Below are 15,778 nucleotides of genomic sequence, written 5' to 3'. Positions count from 1 at the left end.
TTCATTTAAGTGGCAAACGCCTTCGATGCCATAAAGTTAAAAATCTTATAATCATAGTAAAAATCAATACGTATCCAACCAGTATAATCGGAGATGAAATCGCATAGATTGTGTGCACCTCCTCCAGCCCGGACGACCGTGCTAAAAGCGCAAACAATGCAAGTGAGGCAATAACATTATTCGTGGATTTCTTTAGCAGAAAAATCCAAGCATTAAAATAAAGCACCGCTAGGAGCGACATTCCAATAAGAACGCCGGCAACGCCAAACATCCAATAAAGCTCGGTCGGCAACATCATCGCTGTTGCACTTGTGGCAGTCTCAGGGGAATACGCCATACCTAAATACCAGGTAAACCAGGCGCCTGGCGCGTATGTTGGCTTGTTTGGCCAAAAAAAGCGAGGCACGAAGATTGTTGCCAAACCTTCAATCAGAATAGGCCCAATAAAACCATCCCGTTCAGCCAATGACATAACAAGCCCGCCCATTTGAGAGGTCGATCCACGAGCCAACCATTTTGCAGTGCTACTGTACACAGTTTCAACGATGCCGTTTTGATCCCATAAATCTGTAACCTTGCCAGCTACCTCCAGCACACTTTCCTGTTGTTTGGTTCCCCCATTCACTTGCCAATTTTGAGTTCGCCATGCTTCCGAGAACGGAAAGATAAACAGCAAAGTGAACAATAGAAATACACTAATAAAACCAAATCTTCTTGCAGTCATTCTTCGAATAATAGGGATGAATAGCGGAAAGAATGCCACGGCGACCTCAGACTTCATCCCCGATCTAAGCGCAAGCAAGAGCAATGGGGCCAGAGCAACAATAGGCAACCACCCTCTGGGCTTACCCAAGGCGTAAGCACTGCTGCCGGCCAGCAAGGCAGCTATCGCACCAATTGAAAATATCCGCAGCAAATCCTGAACTGCGCCCAACGAAACGCCAGCATCATTTGCTGCCAAGCTCAAATAGCCAATCAAACTAACTGCATAGGCCAACCAAGCCGCTTTGGCAGTTGGCTCATGCCAAACCGCTGCGATCCTCTTGCGCTCCTGCAGGCGCCACACTGCGCTGAAAACAATAATTGACAATAAAAATACAACTTCTGCTTGAAACTGATATTTTAAGGGTACGGATTCTATCAATTTTAAATTTTCGCTTATCGTGCCAAGATTATCGTCAAGCGACTTCAGGATGAGTCCCACCATCGCTAGTAACTTTGTTCCAAATTGGTATAATAAAATAAAAGAAAGAAAATCAGGGAATATCGCCAATTTTATTAATTTAAATCTTGTCCACGCCATCCAACCAGTAAATGATTGCGTCAGCATCATTACGCCGACTGTAGCCTGCCAATCGCTTGGAGAATATATAATCATCAAGAACAGGCCAACTAACGTCAAGAACAATGAAGTGACGTTAATAAAGAGTTTTGCAGTCATGTAAAAATTCTGTATAAAACATTTAATTCCTGTAAAATTTAAATGATCGGCAGACTTACTTAAAAAATAACTTTTTTAGGGCTGTATTATTTTAGAATTTATGCTGCTTTAGATAATAATTTACTACATATTTAATTTTTTAAAATTTTTTATCTTTTTTAATAGCAGTATGCCAAATACTAGGATTGTAAGTAGTACAGTACTGTATCTGGTTAGGCGACCTAAATCTCCATCGGGCAACATGGTCACCATAAAAAACAAAAACAAAAGAAATGTGGCAGTCTTTCCAATCTGCAAAAGCGGTATTGATGCTTTACCTTCAAGCATTAACATTGCAGCTATGGATAATACACCAACTAAAAATATTGACGCCATTCTTGAAAATGCCGCACCTGATATTTCATATCTTTCGACTAGCAAATAAGAAAATGCGGCAAGTAGTATTAATCCGATCAGAGTTGACAAAAGGCTGTATTTGCCGTTGGTTTCAATTTGCAAAATGTGATTTTGAGTTGAAAAGGCTAATGGAATTATTCCAAAACTGAGTATTGTGAGCGCTTCTGCACTTGACTCGTATTTACCACCAAATACACTGCCAATTATTTCTGGCGCTAACAATGCTAGTACAGTAACAGCTAATACACATATTATTAATTGATATTCTGTAATTCTACGGGCCAGTTGCACTGCATCTCTTTTCTTGCCTTCACCGATCAGGCGTGTTAGCTGCGGTGCGACGGCCGACATGCCCAGCATCACCCCTTGCATGGCCCCGCCGAAAATGGTCAGCGCGGCCACATACCCTGCGACAGCGGCGTCCCCTAACACCGCTTTAACAAATGGCAGTTCACCGCGGGACCACACCATCGACCACAGCAGCCCTACCAGCCACATATTGATTGCATATCTCTTGATCGAGCTTGCGTCGGAAGCTTGTAGGACTGCGATGGACCGAGCACGTCGAATCTGTCCCGCGGCGACCCACCCGGGCATCGCAGCCAGCAAGCTTGCGACAGCCATCCACGTGAAAAGGCCGGTGAGACCGATCACATCCAGTGGCAACCATGCCGCGCCTGCCAGCATCACCGCAGCCAAAACCACATTTGAGACCAGGATCAACTCAAACCTCTGCAACCCAACCAGCGTAGCCGTATACAAAGCCATGTACCCGTTGGCAGCGCCCCAGATGCTAAGCGAAAGGCTGGTAGGTAGATCAAGGACGTAACCTGAAAGCCAGGCACCTGCTAGCACGAGCGCGCCCGTCACGCCCGGCAGGGCAATCGCCCACGGTTGCCATGCCCTCAGGAACGCAGCCACCCGTTGGGGTTCCGAGCGGTATTCTGCCAAATAGCGCCCTGCTGCACCAGTTGCACCAAAGGAACAGACCAGAAAGGTAATGTCCACGATCCACTGTGTATAGGCAAACTGGCCAAACGACTCGATTGGCATGGCTCTGGCCAGGATCGCGGTAAAGACGAATCGTGAACCAGTAAGCAGAATGGCGGAGGCGGCTGCAAGGCCTGATTGACGAAGCAAGGACATAGCCTAACAAACCAAAAATCTAGGGTGAGACACGCTATCCACGAACGCCAACATTTGCTTCATCGAATGTGTACGGTGTACCTAGCGCGCCCAAAGCGCTGTCATTTCTAACGAGAACGTAGTTATTCTCAAAAAACCGATCGAATTCAAAGTGCCATTCATCATAAAACTCGATGCTCTCTCCAACCAGCTTACCAAAGCGATAGGGTTTATCTGCGATCAAATCAAAGATATCTCGAAGGCATGCATGATTTAGAAGCCAGCGCCAGTTGTATTCAAATTGAATCACCTCAATTAACCCTGCACTCAGCGAAGTCACTGCACCACGCAAGACAAAAAGATCGAATCCTTCAGTGTCAACTTTCATCATTGAGATAGCTTGGATAGAATTTTCTTCCACAAATCTATCAACTGTATTCACCTGCACATTTTCGGCAGTTCGGCCAGATACCGGAGAAAGCGAATTTGTGCCACCCCCCTCTTCTTCGCTGTAAAAGGTAGCTTCGCCAATTGAGTCAGAGAGTGCGTAAGGTTGTACTGTTACAGCATTGCTTCCATGGAAGCGACCAATAAGCAATAAACGCGTGGCCAGCGATGGTTCGAACGCATGTATCTGAATAGGGTGCGAATCAGTAGAAATTTTAAGTGCTTCTGTCGACCAATTTCCTTTGTTTGCTCCGACATCAAGCAACACACTTGGACTAGATTGGGACTTTAGGGTTTCTTTCAATAACCAGTATTCACCATTCGTGCGAGGTTCATTCTGACCATCGCCGCGTGCGAATATGTATATCTTGCGACCAAGTCGCCATAGAAAGTTGCGTAAATAATGGGGGAGACTGGTAGTTTTCATAATTTGTTTTTTCAATATTTCTAAAATGCCCTATGGCTAGAGTCGCCCATCAACTTCATCTTTGCCGAACATGCCCTTGATGTCATAGATCACCGCACGCCCATTCGCAAGTCGTCGCAGGCCGGCAATGCCCAGTTGTTTGAATTCGTCATGCGCCACAGCAACCACCAGGGCGTCGTACTGGCCAGGCTCGGGCAGAGAGCACAGCAGGCTGATGCCGTATTCGTGCTGCGCCTCGGCGCTATTCGCGTGCGGGTCGTATAGGTCTACCTGGGTGTCAAAGGCCTGCAGCTCATGAACAAGGTCGATCACGCGGGTATTGCGCAAGTCCGGGCAGTTTTCCTTGAAGGTGAAGCCCAGCACCAGCACACGCGCACGGGCCACAGTTTGACCTTTGCGGATCATGAGTTTGACGACTTCTGCTGCCACATGCAGACCCATGGCGTCGTTGATGCGCCGGCAGGCCAACAGAATGTCGGGGTAGTAGCCTACAGACTGGGCTTTTTGAATGAGGTAATACGGGTCTACGCCAATGCAGTGGCCGCCCACCAGCCCAGGCGTAAAGGGTAAAAAGTTCCATTTGGTGCCGGCAGCTGCCAGCACTTCATGTGTGTCGATACCTAGGCGGTGGAAGATGAGCGCAAATTCGTTGATGAGGGCGATGTTGGCATCGCGCTGGGTGTTTTCTATGACCTTGGAGGCTTCGGCCACTTTGAGGCTGCTGGCCTTGTGGGTGCCGGCGGTGATGATGGTTCGGTACAGCGCGTCCACAAAGTCTGCCGCAGCTGTGGTGGAGCCGGAGGTGACCTTGGGGATGTTGGTGAGGCGACGCTCCTTGTCGCCGGGGTTGATCCGCTCGGGGCTATAGCCAACAGTAAAGCCAGTGTTGAACTGGAGGCCGCTGGCGCGCTCCAGTTCGGGAACGCAGATTTCTTCGGTGGCGCCGGGGTACACGGTGGACTCGTAGATGACCACGTCGCCGGGCTTCAGCGCCCGACCCACCGTTTGACTGGCTTTGATCAAGGGAGTGAAGTCGGGACGTTTGTCTTGATCAACCGGTGTGGGAACAGTAACGATATAAACGTTGGACGTATTCAAATCAGCTGAGTCGTGCGTGAAGCGCAGACGGTTAGCCTCGGCCATTTCAGCTGCATTAGTTTCCAAGTTACGGTCATTACCGGATTGGAGTTCGGCAATGCGCTGAGGGTTGATATCAAAACCAATAGTGTCAAATTTTTTGCCAAACTCGACGGCTAATGGAAGGCCAACGTAGCCTAGCCCGATGATCGCTAGGTTTTTATTTTTTAATTCCATAGTGTGTTCACTGTTCGAGAACCGCCAGCCTATTCCAGACTCACGTTGACGTTGTAACCATTCGCTTTGAGTAGTGCGTGTTGTTTTGCTTGAGCCAAGTCATATGTCACCATTTCTTTGCACAACTGCTGAATCGAGATTGCAGGCACCCATCCTAATTTTTCTTTAGCCTTGCTGGGGTCGCCCAGCAAGGTTTCGACTTCGGTGGGCGGAAGTAGCGGGGGTCGATGAGGTTGACGGCTTGGTCGTTCCAATAGGCGACTTCGTCAACACCCTCACCCTGCCAGCGCAGTGACATGCCCAGGGCTTTTGCTGTCCAGTTGATGAACTGGCGCACGCTGTATTGCACGACGGTGGCGATGACGAAGTCTTCGGGCTGGTGTTGTTGCTGCATCATCCACTGCATGCGCACATAGTCTTTGGCGTGGCCCCAGTCGCGCAGGGCTTCGATGTTGCCCATGTACAGGCACTCTTCCAGCCCTTGGCTGATGTTGGCCAGGCCCCGGGTGATTTTGCGGGTGACAAAGGTTTCGCCTCGGCGTTGGCTTTCGTGGTTAAACAGGATGCCGTTGCAGGCATACATGCCATAGGCTTCGTGGTAGTTGACCGTGATTCAGTATGCATAGAGCTTGGCCACTGCGTAGGGGCTGCGGGGATAAAAGGGGGTGGTTTCTTTTTGGGGGGTTTCTTGCACCAGGCCATACAGCTCACTGGTACTGGCTTGGTAAAAGCGGGTTTTCTTTTCCAGCCCCAAGATGCGAATGGCTTCCAGAATGCGCAGGGTGCCAATGTCGTCCACGTCGGCGGTGTATTTGGGGCTTTCAAAGCTGACGGCCACATGGCTCATGGCGGCCAGGTTGTAGATTTCGTCGGGCTGGGTTTCCTGGATGATGCGCACCAGGTTGCTGGTGTCGCTCAAGTCGCCGTAGTGCAGTTTGAAGTTGGCGTTGCTGACGTGGGGGTCTTGGTAGATGTGGTCCACGCGCTGGGTGTTGAAGCTGCTGGCACGGCGTTTGATACCGTGGACGATGTAGCCTTTTTCTAGAAGGAATTCGGCCAGGTAGGAGCCGTCTTGGCCGGTGATGCCGGTGATTAGGGCGACTTTGGGGTGGGTCATGAGGGAGTCATGTCGGGGCTAAAGCCGCCGACCTACGAGTTGTTGAGTCAGACATGTCGGGGCTGAAGCCGCCGACCTACGAGTTGTTGAGTCAGTCATGTCGGGGCTGAAGCCGCCGACCTACGGGTTATGGGGTCTTCAGAAAGTCGGCGTAGGCTTGGGTTAGGCCTTGGTGCAAGGGCACTTGGGCTTGCCAGCCGAGGCTGTTGAGGCGGCTGCTGTCCATCCACTTGCGGGGGGTGCCGTCGGGTTTGCTGGTGTCAAACTCGATGCGTCCTGTGTAGTCCACGATTTGGGCCACTTGGGCAATGGTCACGTCTTGCCCATTGCCCACGTTGATGTGGCTTTGCATGGGACTGGTGTGTTGGTCATAAAGCGCTTTGGGCAGGTTCATGACGTGCACGCTGGCTGCGGCCATGTCGTCCACATACAAAATTCACGTTTAGGGGTGCCGGTGCCCCAAATGGCCACGCTGGGGGCTTGGCTGACTTTGGCTTCGTGAAAACGGCGAATCAGCGCGGAAATGACGTGGCTATTTCGGGGTGGTAGTTGTCGCCCGGGCCATACAAGTTGGTGGGCATGACGCTGCGGTATTCCACCCCGTAGCTTTGGCCATATTGGCGGTTGTAGCTTTCGCAGAGTTTGATGCCGGCAATCTTGGCGATGGCATAGGGCTCGTTGGTGGGCACCAGGGGGCCGGTCAAGAGGGCGTCTTCGCGCAGGGGCTGCTCGGCCATGCGGGGGTAGATGCAGCTGGACCCTAAAAACAGCAGTTTTTGCATGCCGTTTTGAAATGCCGCGTCAATGACGTTGGCCTGCACCATGAGGTTTTGGTAAATGAAGTCGGCCGGGTAGGTGTTGTTGGCATGGATGCCACCGACTTTGGCAGCGGCCAAGTAGACCTGGTCGGGCTTTTCTTGCGCGAAAAACTCGCGCACCTCGGCTTGATTGGTCAGGTCCAACTCGGCGTGGCTGCGGGTGACGAAGCGGGTTTGCCCCTGCGCCTGCAAGGCCCGAACAATGGCCGAGCCCACCATGCCTTTGCGGCCAGCGACGTAGATTTTGGGTTCTGTCATGGTGCGGATACGTGCCAAGGCTTGCCGCGCTATGTGGCGGGTCTTGGGGGTCTGCTTGGGGGGCTGGGCGACTGATTTGTCGCTTCGCGAGGGGATGGTTGTCGGACCTGAAGGTGCCGACCTACTGGGGGTAAGGTTTGGTCGGTATTTGGGGTACCGGGATTTACAAGTTTTGGCCTGGTTGTTCAGGCGGTGGTTTGCGGGGGTTATCGCGACTAGGGCGTCGCTCCTACAGGGTCAATTGTTTCTTGTAGGAGTCCCGCCCTCGGGGCGATTGTTTTGTTTGCGGTACAAATTAATTGGGGTCAGATCCCGATTAATTGTCTAATTTGGACCCACAAAGCCAGACCTGTGTGCCCTCACCCAGCACGGCGGTGGCTGTGCTTTTGATGGTGATGATTTGGGCTGGGCTGAGGCGCATGGGGTTAATTTTCTTGGTACGTAGATTTACAAAAATCAATCAGCTGTTCGTGCCAGGTCATGAGTTCTGGGACTGATTTGATCATTTGCTCGAAAAATTCATGCAGCAGCTCTGGGTCATCCGCGTATTCATGGTTAACGGCATTTCGCAGTTCTCGAATCTCTTTCCATCGGTCAACCGATGGGATGCATCCCAATTTTTCCATGTACAGCAACACAGCTGTAAAGGGTTCTGCCGGTTTTTCTTCTTCTACGGCTACAGCTTTCATGGTTTTACCCATGTGCTCTTGAAATTCACTGAAGCGAATCCGAAAAGCCGCCAGAGTTTCGTGCTGATCGGGTTGCAGTGATTGCCAATCAGTGATGGGCAACAGCGCAGTGACTTGTTCGGTCGAATAGTTGAGGTATTGCCTCATTCGCAACAAATGATCGAGCTTTTTCCAGATGAGCGCAATGTGTTCGCTCACAACAGAATGCCTTCTTGTTTGGCGATCATGGCGATGGGGCTGCGGTCGCCATAGGGTTTGACGATCAGGTCAACGGGCATGTCTAACTGGTCTTGCAGGCTGACTTTGCAACGGATTTTTTTCATCAATTCGGGTTGATCCATTTCCACGTACAGGTCTACATCGCCGCCTTTTTTGTCGTCATGCACCCGAGAACCAAACAAAGTGACCTGCGCGCCCTCACCCAGCACTGCGGTGGCTGTGCTTTTGATGGTGTTGATTTGGGCTGGGGTGAGGCGCATGGGGTTAATTTTGGCAGATAAATAGATCGTTTATGGGTGACATGTGGTTTAGTAAAAGGTCACCCCTTTGGCAATGGGTGTTGCTTTTGGGACGGTTTATCGGCCACGGGGTGGGCTCCTACAAAGACCGGGTTATTGCCCGTGGTCACCGGTGTCCTGTCATTTATTTCTCAGGGCGTGGCCAGGATGGCTCTGAGTCTTGGCAATTGGGCTTGCAGGTCGGCTTGGCCGTTGCGGTCGTGGTCGGTCACGTCGCTCCACAGGCCTTGACGTTGGCGGGCGATTTCGCCGTAGCCGGTGGTCAGGTTGTTGTTGCTCTCGCCCACCTTGGTTTGGACGCCCCAGCTCCATTGGTCTTGGGCTCGCAGCCACACGGGGCCGATGGGCACTGCGGCTTTGGGGCCGAAGGGCAGGCTGATGTTGATGCCCGCAAAGCTGCGGGTTGGCATGTTGGGTTGGCGGGTGTCGCCGGTTTTTTGGTATTGCAGGGCCACACGCGTGTCGCCTGCCCAGTGCACCGATGCGAGTTTGAAACCTCGGTCGCCGTTCATGAACTGGCCTGCGGTGGCTTCGGCGTGCCATGCGCCGGGAATGATGGAGTAGCGGGCTTGGGCGTACAGGGGCAGTTGTTCGCGGGTGAAGGCGTCGCGGCTGTAGCGTGCGCCGCTCATGCCCAAGCGCAAGCGGCCGTCCGGATTCATCCACAGGGCGTCCCACTGGGCACCGGTCACGCCCGGGGTGATTTGGCCAATGCTGGCTTGGGCGCTCAGGCCCCAGGGCAGCGGCGTCCAATAGGTCAGCTGGCTGTTGTGCCACTGGTTTTTGGCAAAGCGCCGGTCGCCAAAGACTTTGCCGTTGTCAAAGTCGTTGCTGTTGCTGATGGGCACCAGGTACACACCTTGCCAAAACAGGCCCGGGGCAATGGCGACTTCGGCACCCATTTGGGCGGCAAGAGAATAGTCCACCAAGCCGAACTCGGTGCCCAGGGTGTTGCGCACGGCGGGGCTGAGGGTGAGCTGCGGCGCCCACGAGGGGCCAGCCGAGGCTTGGGCGATTTGTGAGGGGCCTTGTTGTTCGCGCTCGGCTTGCAGGGTTTGTGCCTGTGCAATGGGGGTGCGGCTGAGTGTGAGCGGCTCGGTGGGGTTGCAAGCGGCCGAAGCTGCAGCGGGTGCGCCCTGTGCCCAGTCGGCCAGGCAGTTGGCTTGAGCGAGGGCGTGCAAGACGGGTTGGCGTTGGTAGGTCAGCGTGAGGGCAATTTGGTCTTGGCCTGCCACGGTGTTTTGGCGCACGCCAGAAACCCAAGGGGCCAGAGCGCGGCCCATGGCTTCGACTTGGCTTTGGCGGTAGGTGCGCGACTCGGCGCTGATTAGCCACAGGCCCGCGTGTGCAGCGCTGGCTGGCCAGTGATCAACTTTTACATTGGCGTAACCCAAGTTTTGCAGGGCTTGGGCCATGCTTTGGGCGGTGGCTTTGGGGGCGGTGCTGCGGGCTGGGGTGACGGGGATGGTTTGGGCGGTGTTTGCAGAGCTGGTGGTGCTGGCTGCGGTCTGGGTGGCTGTGCCAGCCGTTGTCGTGTAAGCTGGATTTACAAATTGGGTAACAGGTCTGGGCGTGCTGCGGTCCATATGCAGAACCCAGGCCAGTTGAAGTTGGTTGGCTTCTTGGCCGGTGTTGCTGGACCATTTGCGGCTGTAACCGGCTTGCAAACTGCTGCGGTCGCCCACGGGGTGTTGGTATTGCACACCTGCCCTGCGTTCTTGGGTGTCGTGTTCGGCCAGCAGGTGCAAACGGGGGCTGAGGGCAAAGCGTGCACTGCCAAAAACTCCGTGCATCAATGCGCGGGTGGACTGTGCGTGGCTGTAGCCCAAAGACAGTTCGGTGTTGAGCCACTGGGTGGTGGCCACGCCATAGACTTGCCTGAAGTTGGTGGCCGCACCGCCAAAGTCGGACATGCCGACGGCCACACGGGTGTGGTCACCCAGCTGCAGGGGCAGTTGGTATTTGGCGCTGAGTGAAAGGTCGCGCCCACCACCGCAACCAGCACGGTAAAGGTTGCAGTTGAGGTCGCCCTCGGTAGTCAAACGCCCCACCATTTCCAGACCGGGTAGCAAACCGATTCCGACATTCAAACTGCCAAAGTGCCCGTGTTGAAAGTTTCGGGCGTATTCGGGGTTGCTGTTGGTCCAGGCCATGTTGGCCACTCCCCAACTTTGCACATGCGCATTGGGGGTGTTGATGCTGCCCGTGTAACCCGATGGCGACAACATGCGCCAAGCGGCGCTGTTGGCCGCCAACTCACTGCCCGCCGTTTGGCTGTACGCCGCCAGGCTGTGCAGGCACAGGGTGAGGCACAGCGTGAGCCGGTGGGGGTTGGTGGTGAGGGGGTTGGGTCGCATGGTGTTTTTTTTGTGTTGTTGGGTCAGTTCGTTTTATTGATGTATTCAGATCGATAAAGTTTGATTGAGCGCTTCTTTTGTAGGAGCGGCGCCCTCGCCGCGATCTAGCCTTGCCGGCCACAACCCATCGCCCCGGGGGCGGGGCTCCTACATGGGTTGCCATTTATGTGTTTGTAGGAGCGGCGCCCTCGCCGCGATTGACCTTTGCGGTCCACTACCCATCGCCCCGGGGGCGGGGCTCCTACATGGGTTGCCATTTATGTGTTTGTAGGAGCGGCGCCCTCGCCGCGATCAAGCCTTGCGGTCCACAACCCATCGCCCCGGGGGCGGGGCTCCTACATGGGGGGATTAGAAACCGCCAGTGCCGCCTGTGGGGGTGGGGTCCACCACGGTGTCGGTGGCTGTGTTGATGTCTGCCACCAGTGCGGGCGGCAACGTGACGCCGTCACCTTGGACCAAGGCGTCAATGGCTTTGTCCAACAAGTCGCCACTGCTGGGTGAGCTGACTGTGGCCGCTACGTAATCGACTTGACCCAACAAATCGGTGGTCAGGCTCAACGGCGCAATGGGGGTAGGCAAGGCGGCCAAGGCTTCGTTGATTTGCACAATCACGGCGGTGACGGCAGAGGTCAAATCACTGTTGCTGGGCACAAAAGAGCCGCCTGTGACCAATGCTGCTGGCGATCCAGCGCCTTTGGCTGCGACGATGGAGTTGACAATGGCGTTACTGAAAGGCGTGACGTTGGCCACTGCAGTGCCTGAGGTGGTTTGGGGCGAAATGGAGCGAAGCACCACTGAACCTTTGGTCACGGTGATCAAGCAAGGGCCTTGGCCGTTTTGAACCGTCACGCTGTAAGAACCATTGGCCAAGGTTGTGGCCGTACCCGAACCAGAGACGCACTGAACCACAACGCTGCCGCCGTCGATGGCCAGACCGGTGGCTGCCACACCGCGAAGCGTGAGCGGCACCGTGGCACTGTCCCCCCCGCACGCCACCAAAGTGAGTGCACCCGCGCAGATGGCCAAGAGGCCCAGCTTTTTGTTGACTGCTTTCATGAGAAAACTCCTTCTTTGGTGAAAAGTGGTTAAAGGAAACGGAAATAAAACTTCATGCTCAAGACATCACGCATAGTTGGGGCGTGTGGGCTTGAGCAGCAAAAAGGCCAGGGGTGAGCACCAGTGAAAGCGCACCAAACGGGCATAGAGGCTCACATAGCCCAACATGAACACCAAGCTCATGATGGCACCCCAGACGATGCTGTCGTGCACGGCATAGGCCACCACAATGGCGGGCAAAGACATGAGTGCCAACAACAAGCCAGCAGCAGGGTTGCTCAAATTGGGTCTGATATGCAGGCGACTGCGCACCACGCGGCGCATGATGAGGTTGTGCAAGTGGAGCCGGTCGGGGTGACCAATGTGGGTGCGACGCAGTTTGCGGCGGTAAATGCTGAACAACACTTCGGTCACGGGGTGAATGCACACCAGCAAGGGGGCAAAGGCGGTGATTTCGGCATCGCGCTCAATGAGCATGACGCAGGCCCAAGCCAAGGCAAAACCGCCAAAATAACTGCCGCCGTCGCCCAAGAACAATTTGCCCCAAGGCCAGTTGACCAACCAAAAGCCCAGGAATGACGCGGCCAATGCAAAGCAGGCCACTGTCAAGCCCATGTCTTGCGAATCGAAGGCAATGGCGCCGATGCCCATGAGGGCCAGCGTGACAAAACCACTGGCCAGACCGTTGTAACCGTCAATGATGTTGATGCCGTTGGCCACACCGCCAATGGCAAAAGCGGTGAACAGCACCGAGACAAAGGTGATGCTAAGCAAGGGGTTGAGGAAGGGGATGTCCACCGAGGTGAGCGACACGCCGGTGAGCCACCAGCCCAAAATGCCCGACGCAAAAGTGGCCAGCAGGCGGGGCATGACACCGATTTTTTTGGTCAAGTCTTCGGCCAGCCCGAAGACAAATGCAGGGAACCCGGCCAAGAGCAAGGGGCCAAGAATGGCTTGTGTTTGTTGATCGGCCAAAGCCCATGCCGCAATCAAACCGACAACGATGGCGACGCCACCGATTCGCGGTGTGGCGGTGCGGTGCGATTTTTGGATGCCATGCGTTTCATCGTTGCTGTAGCGGCCATGGATTTTTTGGGTCAAGACCAAAAAAACCGCCGACAGCAATGAAGCCACGAACGCCGTGCTGACGATGCAGAGGGTGTTGCTTGTGGTCATGGTTGATGGGTTTGGCAGGGTGCCTGCATTTTGTGGGAGCCCCGCCCTCGGGGCGATGGGTGGTGGTCTGCGAGGCTTTTCGCGACGAGGGCGTCGCTCCTACAAGGGGATTGCCTTTGTGGGAGCCCTGCCCTCGGGGCGATTGTTGGGGGTCTGCGAGGGTTTTCGCGACGGGGGCGTCGCTCCTACAAGGGGGATTGTCTTTGTGGGAGCCCCGCCCTCGGGGCGATTGTTGGTGGTGTGCGAGGGTTTTCGCGACGGGGGCGTCGCTCCTACAGGGGGGTTGCCTTTGTGGGAGCGATTGTTGGTGGTCTGCGCGGCTTATCGCGACGGGGGCGTCGCTCCTACGGGGGGATTCAATTGCGGGGTTTGTCTTGGCCGTAGTTGTACGACTGGTAACGGTAGCCGTAGCGTTTGTATTTGTAGCCGTAGCCATAACCGTAGCCATAGCCGTAACGGCGTTTGGAGATGTCGAGGCCGTTGAAGATGATGCCTTTGACCGACTCGCCCGACTGCGCAATGCGTTTGACGGCTTCTTGCACTTCGCCCAGTGACGAGACGTCGGCGCGGACCACCAGGAAGGTGGTGCCGGCCATGGGGGCCAAGATGGCGGTGTCGGACACGGCCAGCACGGGGGGGCTGTCAATCAGCACCAGGTCGTATTGCTCTGACAAGCTCTTGAACAGCGCTTGTGTGGCGGGCGACATCAGCAGCTCAGCCGGGTTGGGTGGCATGGTGCCGGTGGTAATAAAGTCCAGACCCGGGGCCACGTTGCGGTGCAGCACTTTGTCCAAAACTTGTGTGCCCGTGATGAGTTCGGAAAAACCCATGCCGCGTGACAAACCAAAGAACTGGTTGATGTGGCCTTTGCGCATGTCCGCGTCGATCAGCAACACGCGCTGGCCCGCTGCAGACAACACGGCTGCAAAGTTGGCCGCAGTGAATGACTTGCCAATGTTGGGCGTGGGGCCGGTGATCAACACGATGTTGTTGGGGGCCTCGAGCATGGCAAATTGCAAAGCGGTGCGCAGGCTGCGCAGGCTTTCGATGGCCGCTTCGTTGGGGCGCAAGGTGGCCAACAAGTGGCTGCCAGGCTTTTTGGCCATGGTGTCGATGTCGAGCTGTTGCTGCGCTGCAGACAGGGGCACGGTGGCAAAGACGTTCAGGCCCAAGCGGTGTTCAAGCTCTTCGGCGTTTTTAATGCCGGGGCGCAGGCTGTTGCGCAAAAAGGCGAGGCCCAACCCGGCCAAGAGGCCCAGCAATGCCGAGATGCCCACAATGGATGAACGATTCGGTTTGATGGCCCTTTCAGGGGTCACGGCTTTGTCGATGATGCGCACATTGCCGACTTTGCCTTCTTTGACCAAGCCCAGTTGTTGGGCGCTGTTGAGCAAGTTGGTGTAGAGGGCACTGTCGACTTTGACGTCACGCGTCAGGCGCAGCAGGTCTTGCTCGATGGTCGGGAGCTTTTTGACTTTCTTTTCGGCTTCGCGCAGTTCGGTTTTGATGTCACGGATGCTGATGTCGACCGCTTCCACACTGGGGTGCTTGGCGGTGTAGCGCAGTTCGAGTTCTTTGCGTTTGCTTTGCTGTTCGAACAACTTGACTTTGAGGTTCACCACTTGCGAGAGATAGGCATTGGCTTCGGTGTCGAGGTCGAAGGTGCCTTGCTGGGTGCGGAACTGGTTGAAGCTGGCTTCGGACTGTTCGAGTTGTTTTTTGAGCTGAGGCAGTTGTGTGTTCAAAAACTCAAGCGACTTTTTGGCTTCTGCCGCCTTGCGTTCGGTGTTTTGACGCACGTACAGGTTGCCCACTTCATTCAGGATTTGGGCAATGCGATCGGGGTTGGCACCTTCAAGGGTGACGCGCAAGACGCCTGATTGGCGGCCTTGCTCGGTGATTTTCATTTGGTTTTGCAGCTGCTGGGTCACGCCCAGCAAAGAGCTGCGGGACACAAAAAACTCTGCGCCAGGCTTGCCCACCAGTTTGGCGATCAGCAGTTCACCCGAATGGCCTTGGTAGCTGAAGGTCAGTGGCTTGCCAACCACCCCTTCGCCCAGTTTGGTGCCCGCCTCGGTGACCAGTTCGTAGCCGGTGTCGGTCACCAGCACAGTGAAGCGCATGCCCAAAAGCGGTGCGGGGAGGTCAAGACGGGCCACGCGCAGGCTTTCGTTGCCGCGCACATAACCTTTGAAGCCTGCAAAGCTGGGGTTAGACGGTTCGGTGGCACTGCGTGACAGCCATGCGCCGATGTAGGGCACGTATTTGGGCGTGACCGACAAGTCGAGTTGCAGGTTGCTGGCGGCTTGGCCGACCACCAGGCGCGAGCGCAAGATTTCGATTTCGGCGCTGGCTGGCGATTTGACGTCGAACAGGGCGCTGTTTTCGCCCATGAGTGCGCCCAGTGAGTTGCCTTTGGTGTCTTCGACTTGGATGAGCGAGTTGGCTTCGTAAATGGGTGTCGTAGTCAGTGCATAACCGGCGCCGATGGCCAAGACGATGGTGGTGACGATGGCAATGAGGTAGCGCTGATCAATCAGCACGTCCAGCATGTCGAGCAGGTTGATGCCGTCGTCTTCATCGACCATGGGCGATGCGGGTTGCGCTGTCAGTTGCGCACTCGGGTTAGGAAGATTCAT

10 protein-coding genes and 2 pseudogenes are annotated in these 15,778 nt (G+C 54.9%); all 12 read right to left on the bottom strand.

Features of this window, described 5'->3' with window-relative positions; genetic code table 11:
• Nucleotide 1: 1 nt before the first annotated feature.
• Complete coding sequence (locus tag B9Z48_RS10225; protein ID WP_108378145.1) at nucleotides 2-1,441, bottom strand: hypothetical protein; 1,440 nt, start codon at nucleotides 1,439-1,441, stop codon at nucleotides 2-4.
• Between the two features lie 123 nt (nucleotides 1,442-1,564).
• On the bottom strand, nucleotides 1,565-2,983 hold the full coding sequence (locus tag B9Z48_RS10220) for a lipopolysaccharide biosynthesis protein (protein WP_108378143.1): 1,419 nt from the start codon (nucleotides 2,981-2,983) through the stop codon (nucleotides 1,565-1,567).
• A gap of 34 nt (nucleotides 2,984-3,017) precedes the next feature.
• Complete coding sequence (locus B9Z48_RS10215; RefSeq protein ID WP_108378141.1) at nucleotides 3,018-3,836, bottom strand: FkbM family methyltransferase; 819 nt, start codon at nucleotides 3,834-3,836, stop codon at nucleotides 3,018-3,020.
• A 36-nt stretch (nucleotides 3,837-3,872) separates the two neighbouring features.
• The gene (locus B9Z48_RS10210; RefSeq protein WP_108378139.1) at nucleotides 3,873-5,150 is read right to left on the bottom strand and encodes a nucleotide sugar dehydrogenase; all 1,278 of its coding nucleotides are present in this window, start codon (nucleotides 5,148-5,150) and stop codon (nucleotides 3,873-3,875) included.
• A gap of 29 nt (nucleotides 5,151-5,179) precedes the next feature.
• Nucleotides 5,180-6,267 (bottom strand): annotated as a pseudogene (gene gmd, locus B9Z48_RS10205) (GDP-mannose 4,6-dehydratase).
• Nucleotides 6,268-6,394: 127 nt separating this feature from the next.
• Nucleotides 6,395-7,343: pseudogene (locus B9Z48_RS10200) on the bottom strand (GDP-L-fucose synthase family protein).
• 425 nt (nucleotides 7,344-7,768) lie between these two features.
• Nucleotides 7,769-8,230, bottom strand: a complete 462-nt coding sequence (locus B9Z48_RS10195) for a hypothetical protein (RefSeq protein ID WP_108378137.1) — start codon at nucleotides 8,228-8,230, stop codon at nucleotides 7,769-7,771.
• Complete coding sequence (locus B9Z48_RS10190; RefSeq protein WP_108378135.1) at nucleotides 8,227-8,511, bottom strand: nucleotidyltransferase family protein; 285 nt, start codon at nucleotides 8,509-8,511, stop codon at nucleotides 8,227-8,229. Before B9Z48_RS10190 ends, B9Z48_RS10195 begins: the two co-directional genes overlap by 4 nt.
• A gap of 170 nt (nucleotides 8,512-8,681) precedes the next feature.
• Nucleotides 8,682-10,907: a YjbH domain-containing protein gene (locus B9Z48_RS10185; protein ID WP_108378133.1), complete on the bottom strand. Its 2,226-nt coding sequence runs from the start codon at nucleotides 10,905-10,907 to the stop codon at nucleotides 8,682-8,684.
• A gap of 348 nt (nucleotides 10,908-11,255) precedes the next feature.
• Nucleotides 11,256-11,963, bottom strand: coding sequence for a hypothetical protein (locus B9Z48_RS10180; protein WP_108378131.1), 708 nt, complete (start codon nucleotides 11,961-11,963; stop codon nucleotides 11,256-11,258).
• 66 nt (nucleotides 11,964-12,029) lie between these two features.
• Nucleotides 12,030-13,139, bottom strand: a complete 1,110-nt coding sequence (locus B9Z48_RS10175) for a glycosyltransferase (RefSeq protein WP_108378129.1) — start codon at nucleotides 13,137-13,139, stop codon at nucleotides 12,030-12,032.
• Between the two features lie 356 nt (nucleotides 13,140-13,495).
• A complete protein-coding gene (locus B9Z48_RS10170) occupies nucleotides 13,496-15,778 on the bottom strand; it encodes a polysaccharide biosynthesis tyrosine autokinase (RefSeq protein ID WP_108378127.1) in 2,283 nt (760 codons plus the stop codon).

The sequence above is a fragment of the Limnohabitans sp. WS1 genome (assembly GCF_003063265.1).
Classification (GTDB): Bacteria; Pseudomonadota; Gammaproteobacteria; order Burkholderiales; family Burkholderiaceae_C; genus Limnohabitans_A.
Note: the sequence above shows the minus strand (reverse complement) of the source record. Positions and strands in the feature narration are given on the sequence as shown.

What these genes read in the sequence shown, in the direction of transcription:
- B9Z48_RS10190 (WP_108378135.1), bottom strand. Translation starts at nt 8,511, where the DNA reads ATGCGCCTCACCCCAGCCCAAATCAACACCATCAAAAGCACAGCCACC.
- B9Z48_RS10220 (WP_108378143.1), bottom strand. Translation starts at nt 2,983, where the DNA reads ATGTCCTTGCTTCGTCAATCAGGCCTTGCAGCCGCCTCCGCCATTCTG.
- B9Z48_RS10180 (WP_108378131.1), bottom strand. Translation starts at nt 11,963, where the DNA reads ATGAAAGCAGTCAACAAAAAGCTGGGCCTCTTGGCCATCTGCGCGGGT.
- B9Z48_RS10210 (WP_108378139.1), bottom strand. Translation starts at nt 5,150, where the DNA reads ATGGAATTAAAAAATAAAAACCTAGCGATCATCGGGCTAGGCTACGTT.
- B9Z48_RS10225 (WP_108378145.1), bottom strand. Translation starts at nt 1,441, where the DNA reads ATGACTGCAAAACTCTTTATTAACGTCACTTCATTGTTCTTGACGTTA.
- B9Z48_RS10215 (WP_108378141.1), bottom strand. Translation starts at nt 3,836, where the DNA reads ATGAAAACTACCAGTCTCCCCCATTATTTACGCAACTTTCTATGGCGA.
- B9Z48_RS10175 (WP_108378129.1), bottom strand. Translation starts at nt 13,139, where the DNA reads ATGACCACAAGCAACACCCTCTGCATCGTCAGCACGGCGTTCGTGGCT.
- B9Z48_RS10170 (WP_108378127.1), bottom strand. Translation starts at nt 15,778, where the DNA reads ATGAATCTTCCTAACCCGAGTGCGCAACTGACAGCGCAACCCGCATCG.
- B9Z48_RS10185 (WP_108378133.1), bottom strand. Translation starts at nt 10,907, where the DNA reads ATGCGACCCAACCCCCTCACCACCAACCCCCACCGGCTCACGCTGTGC.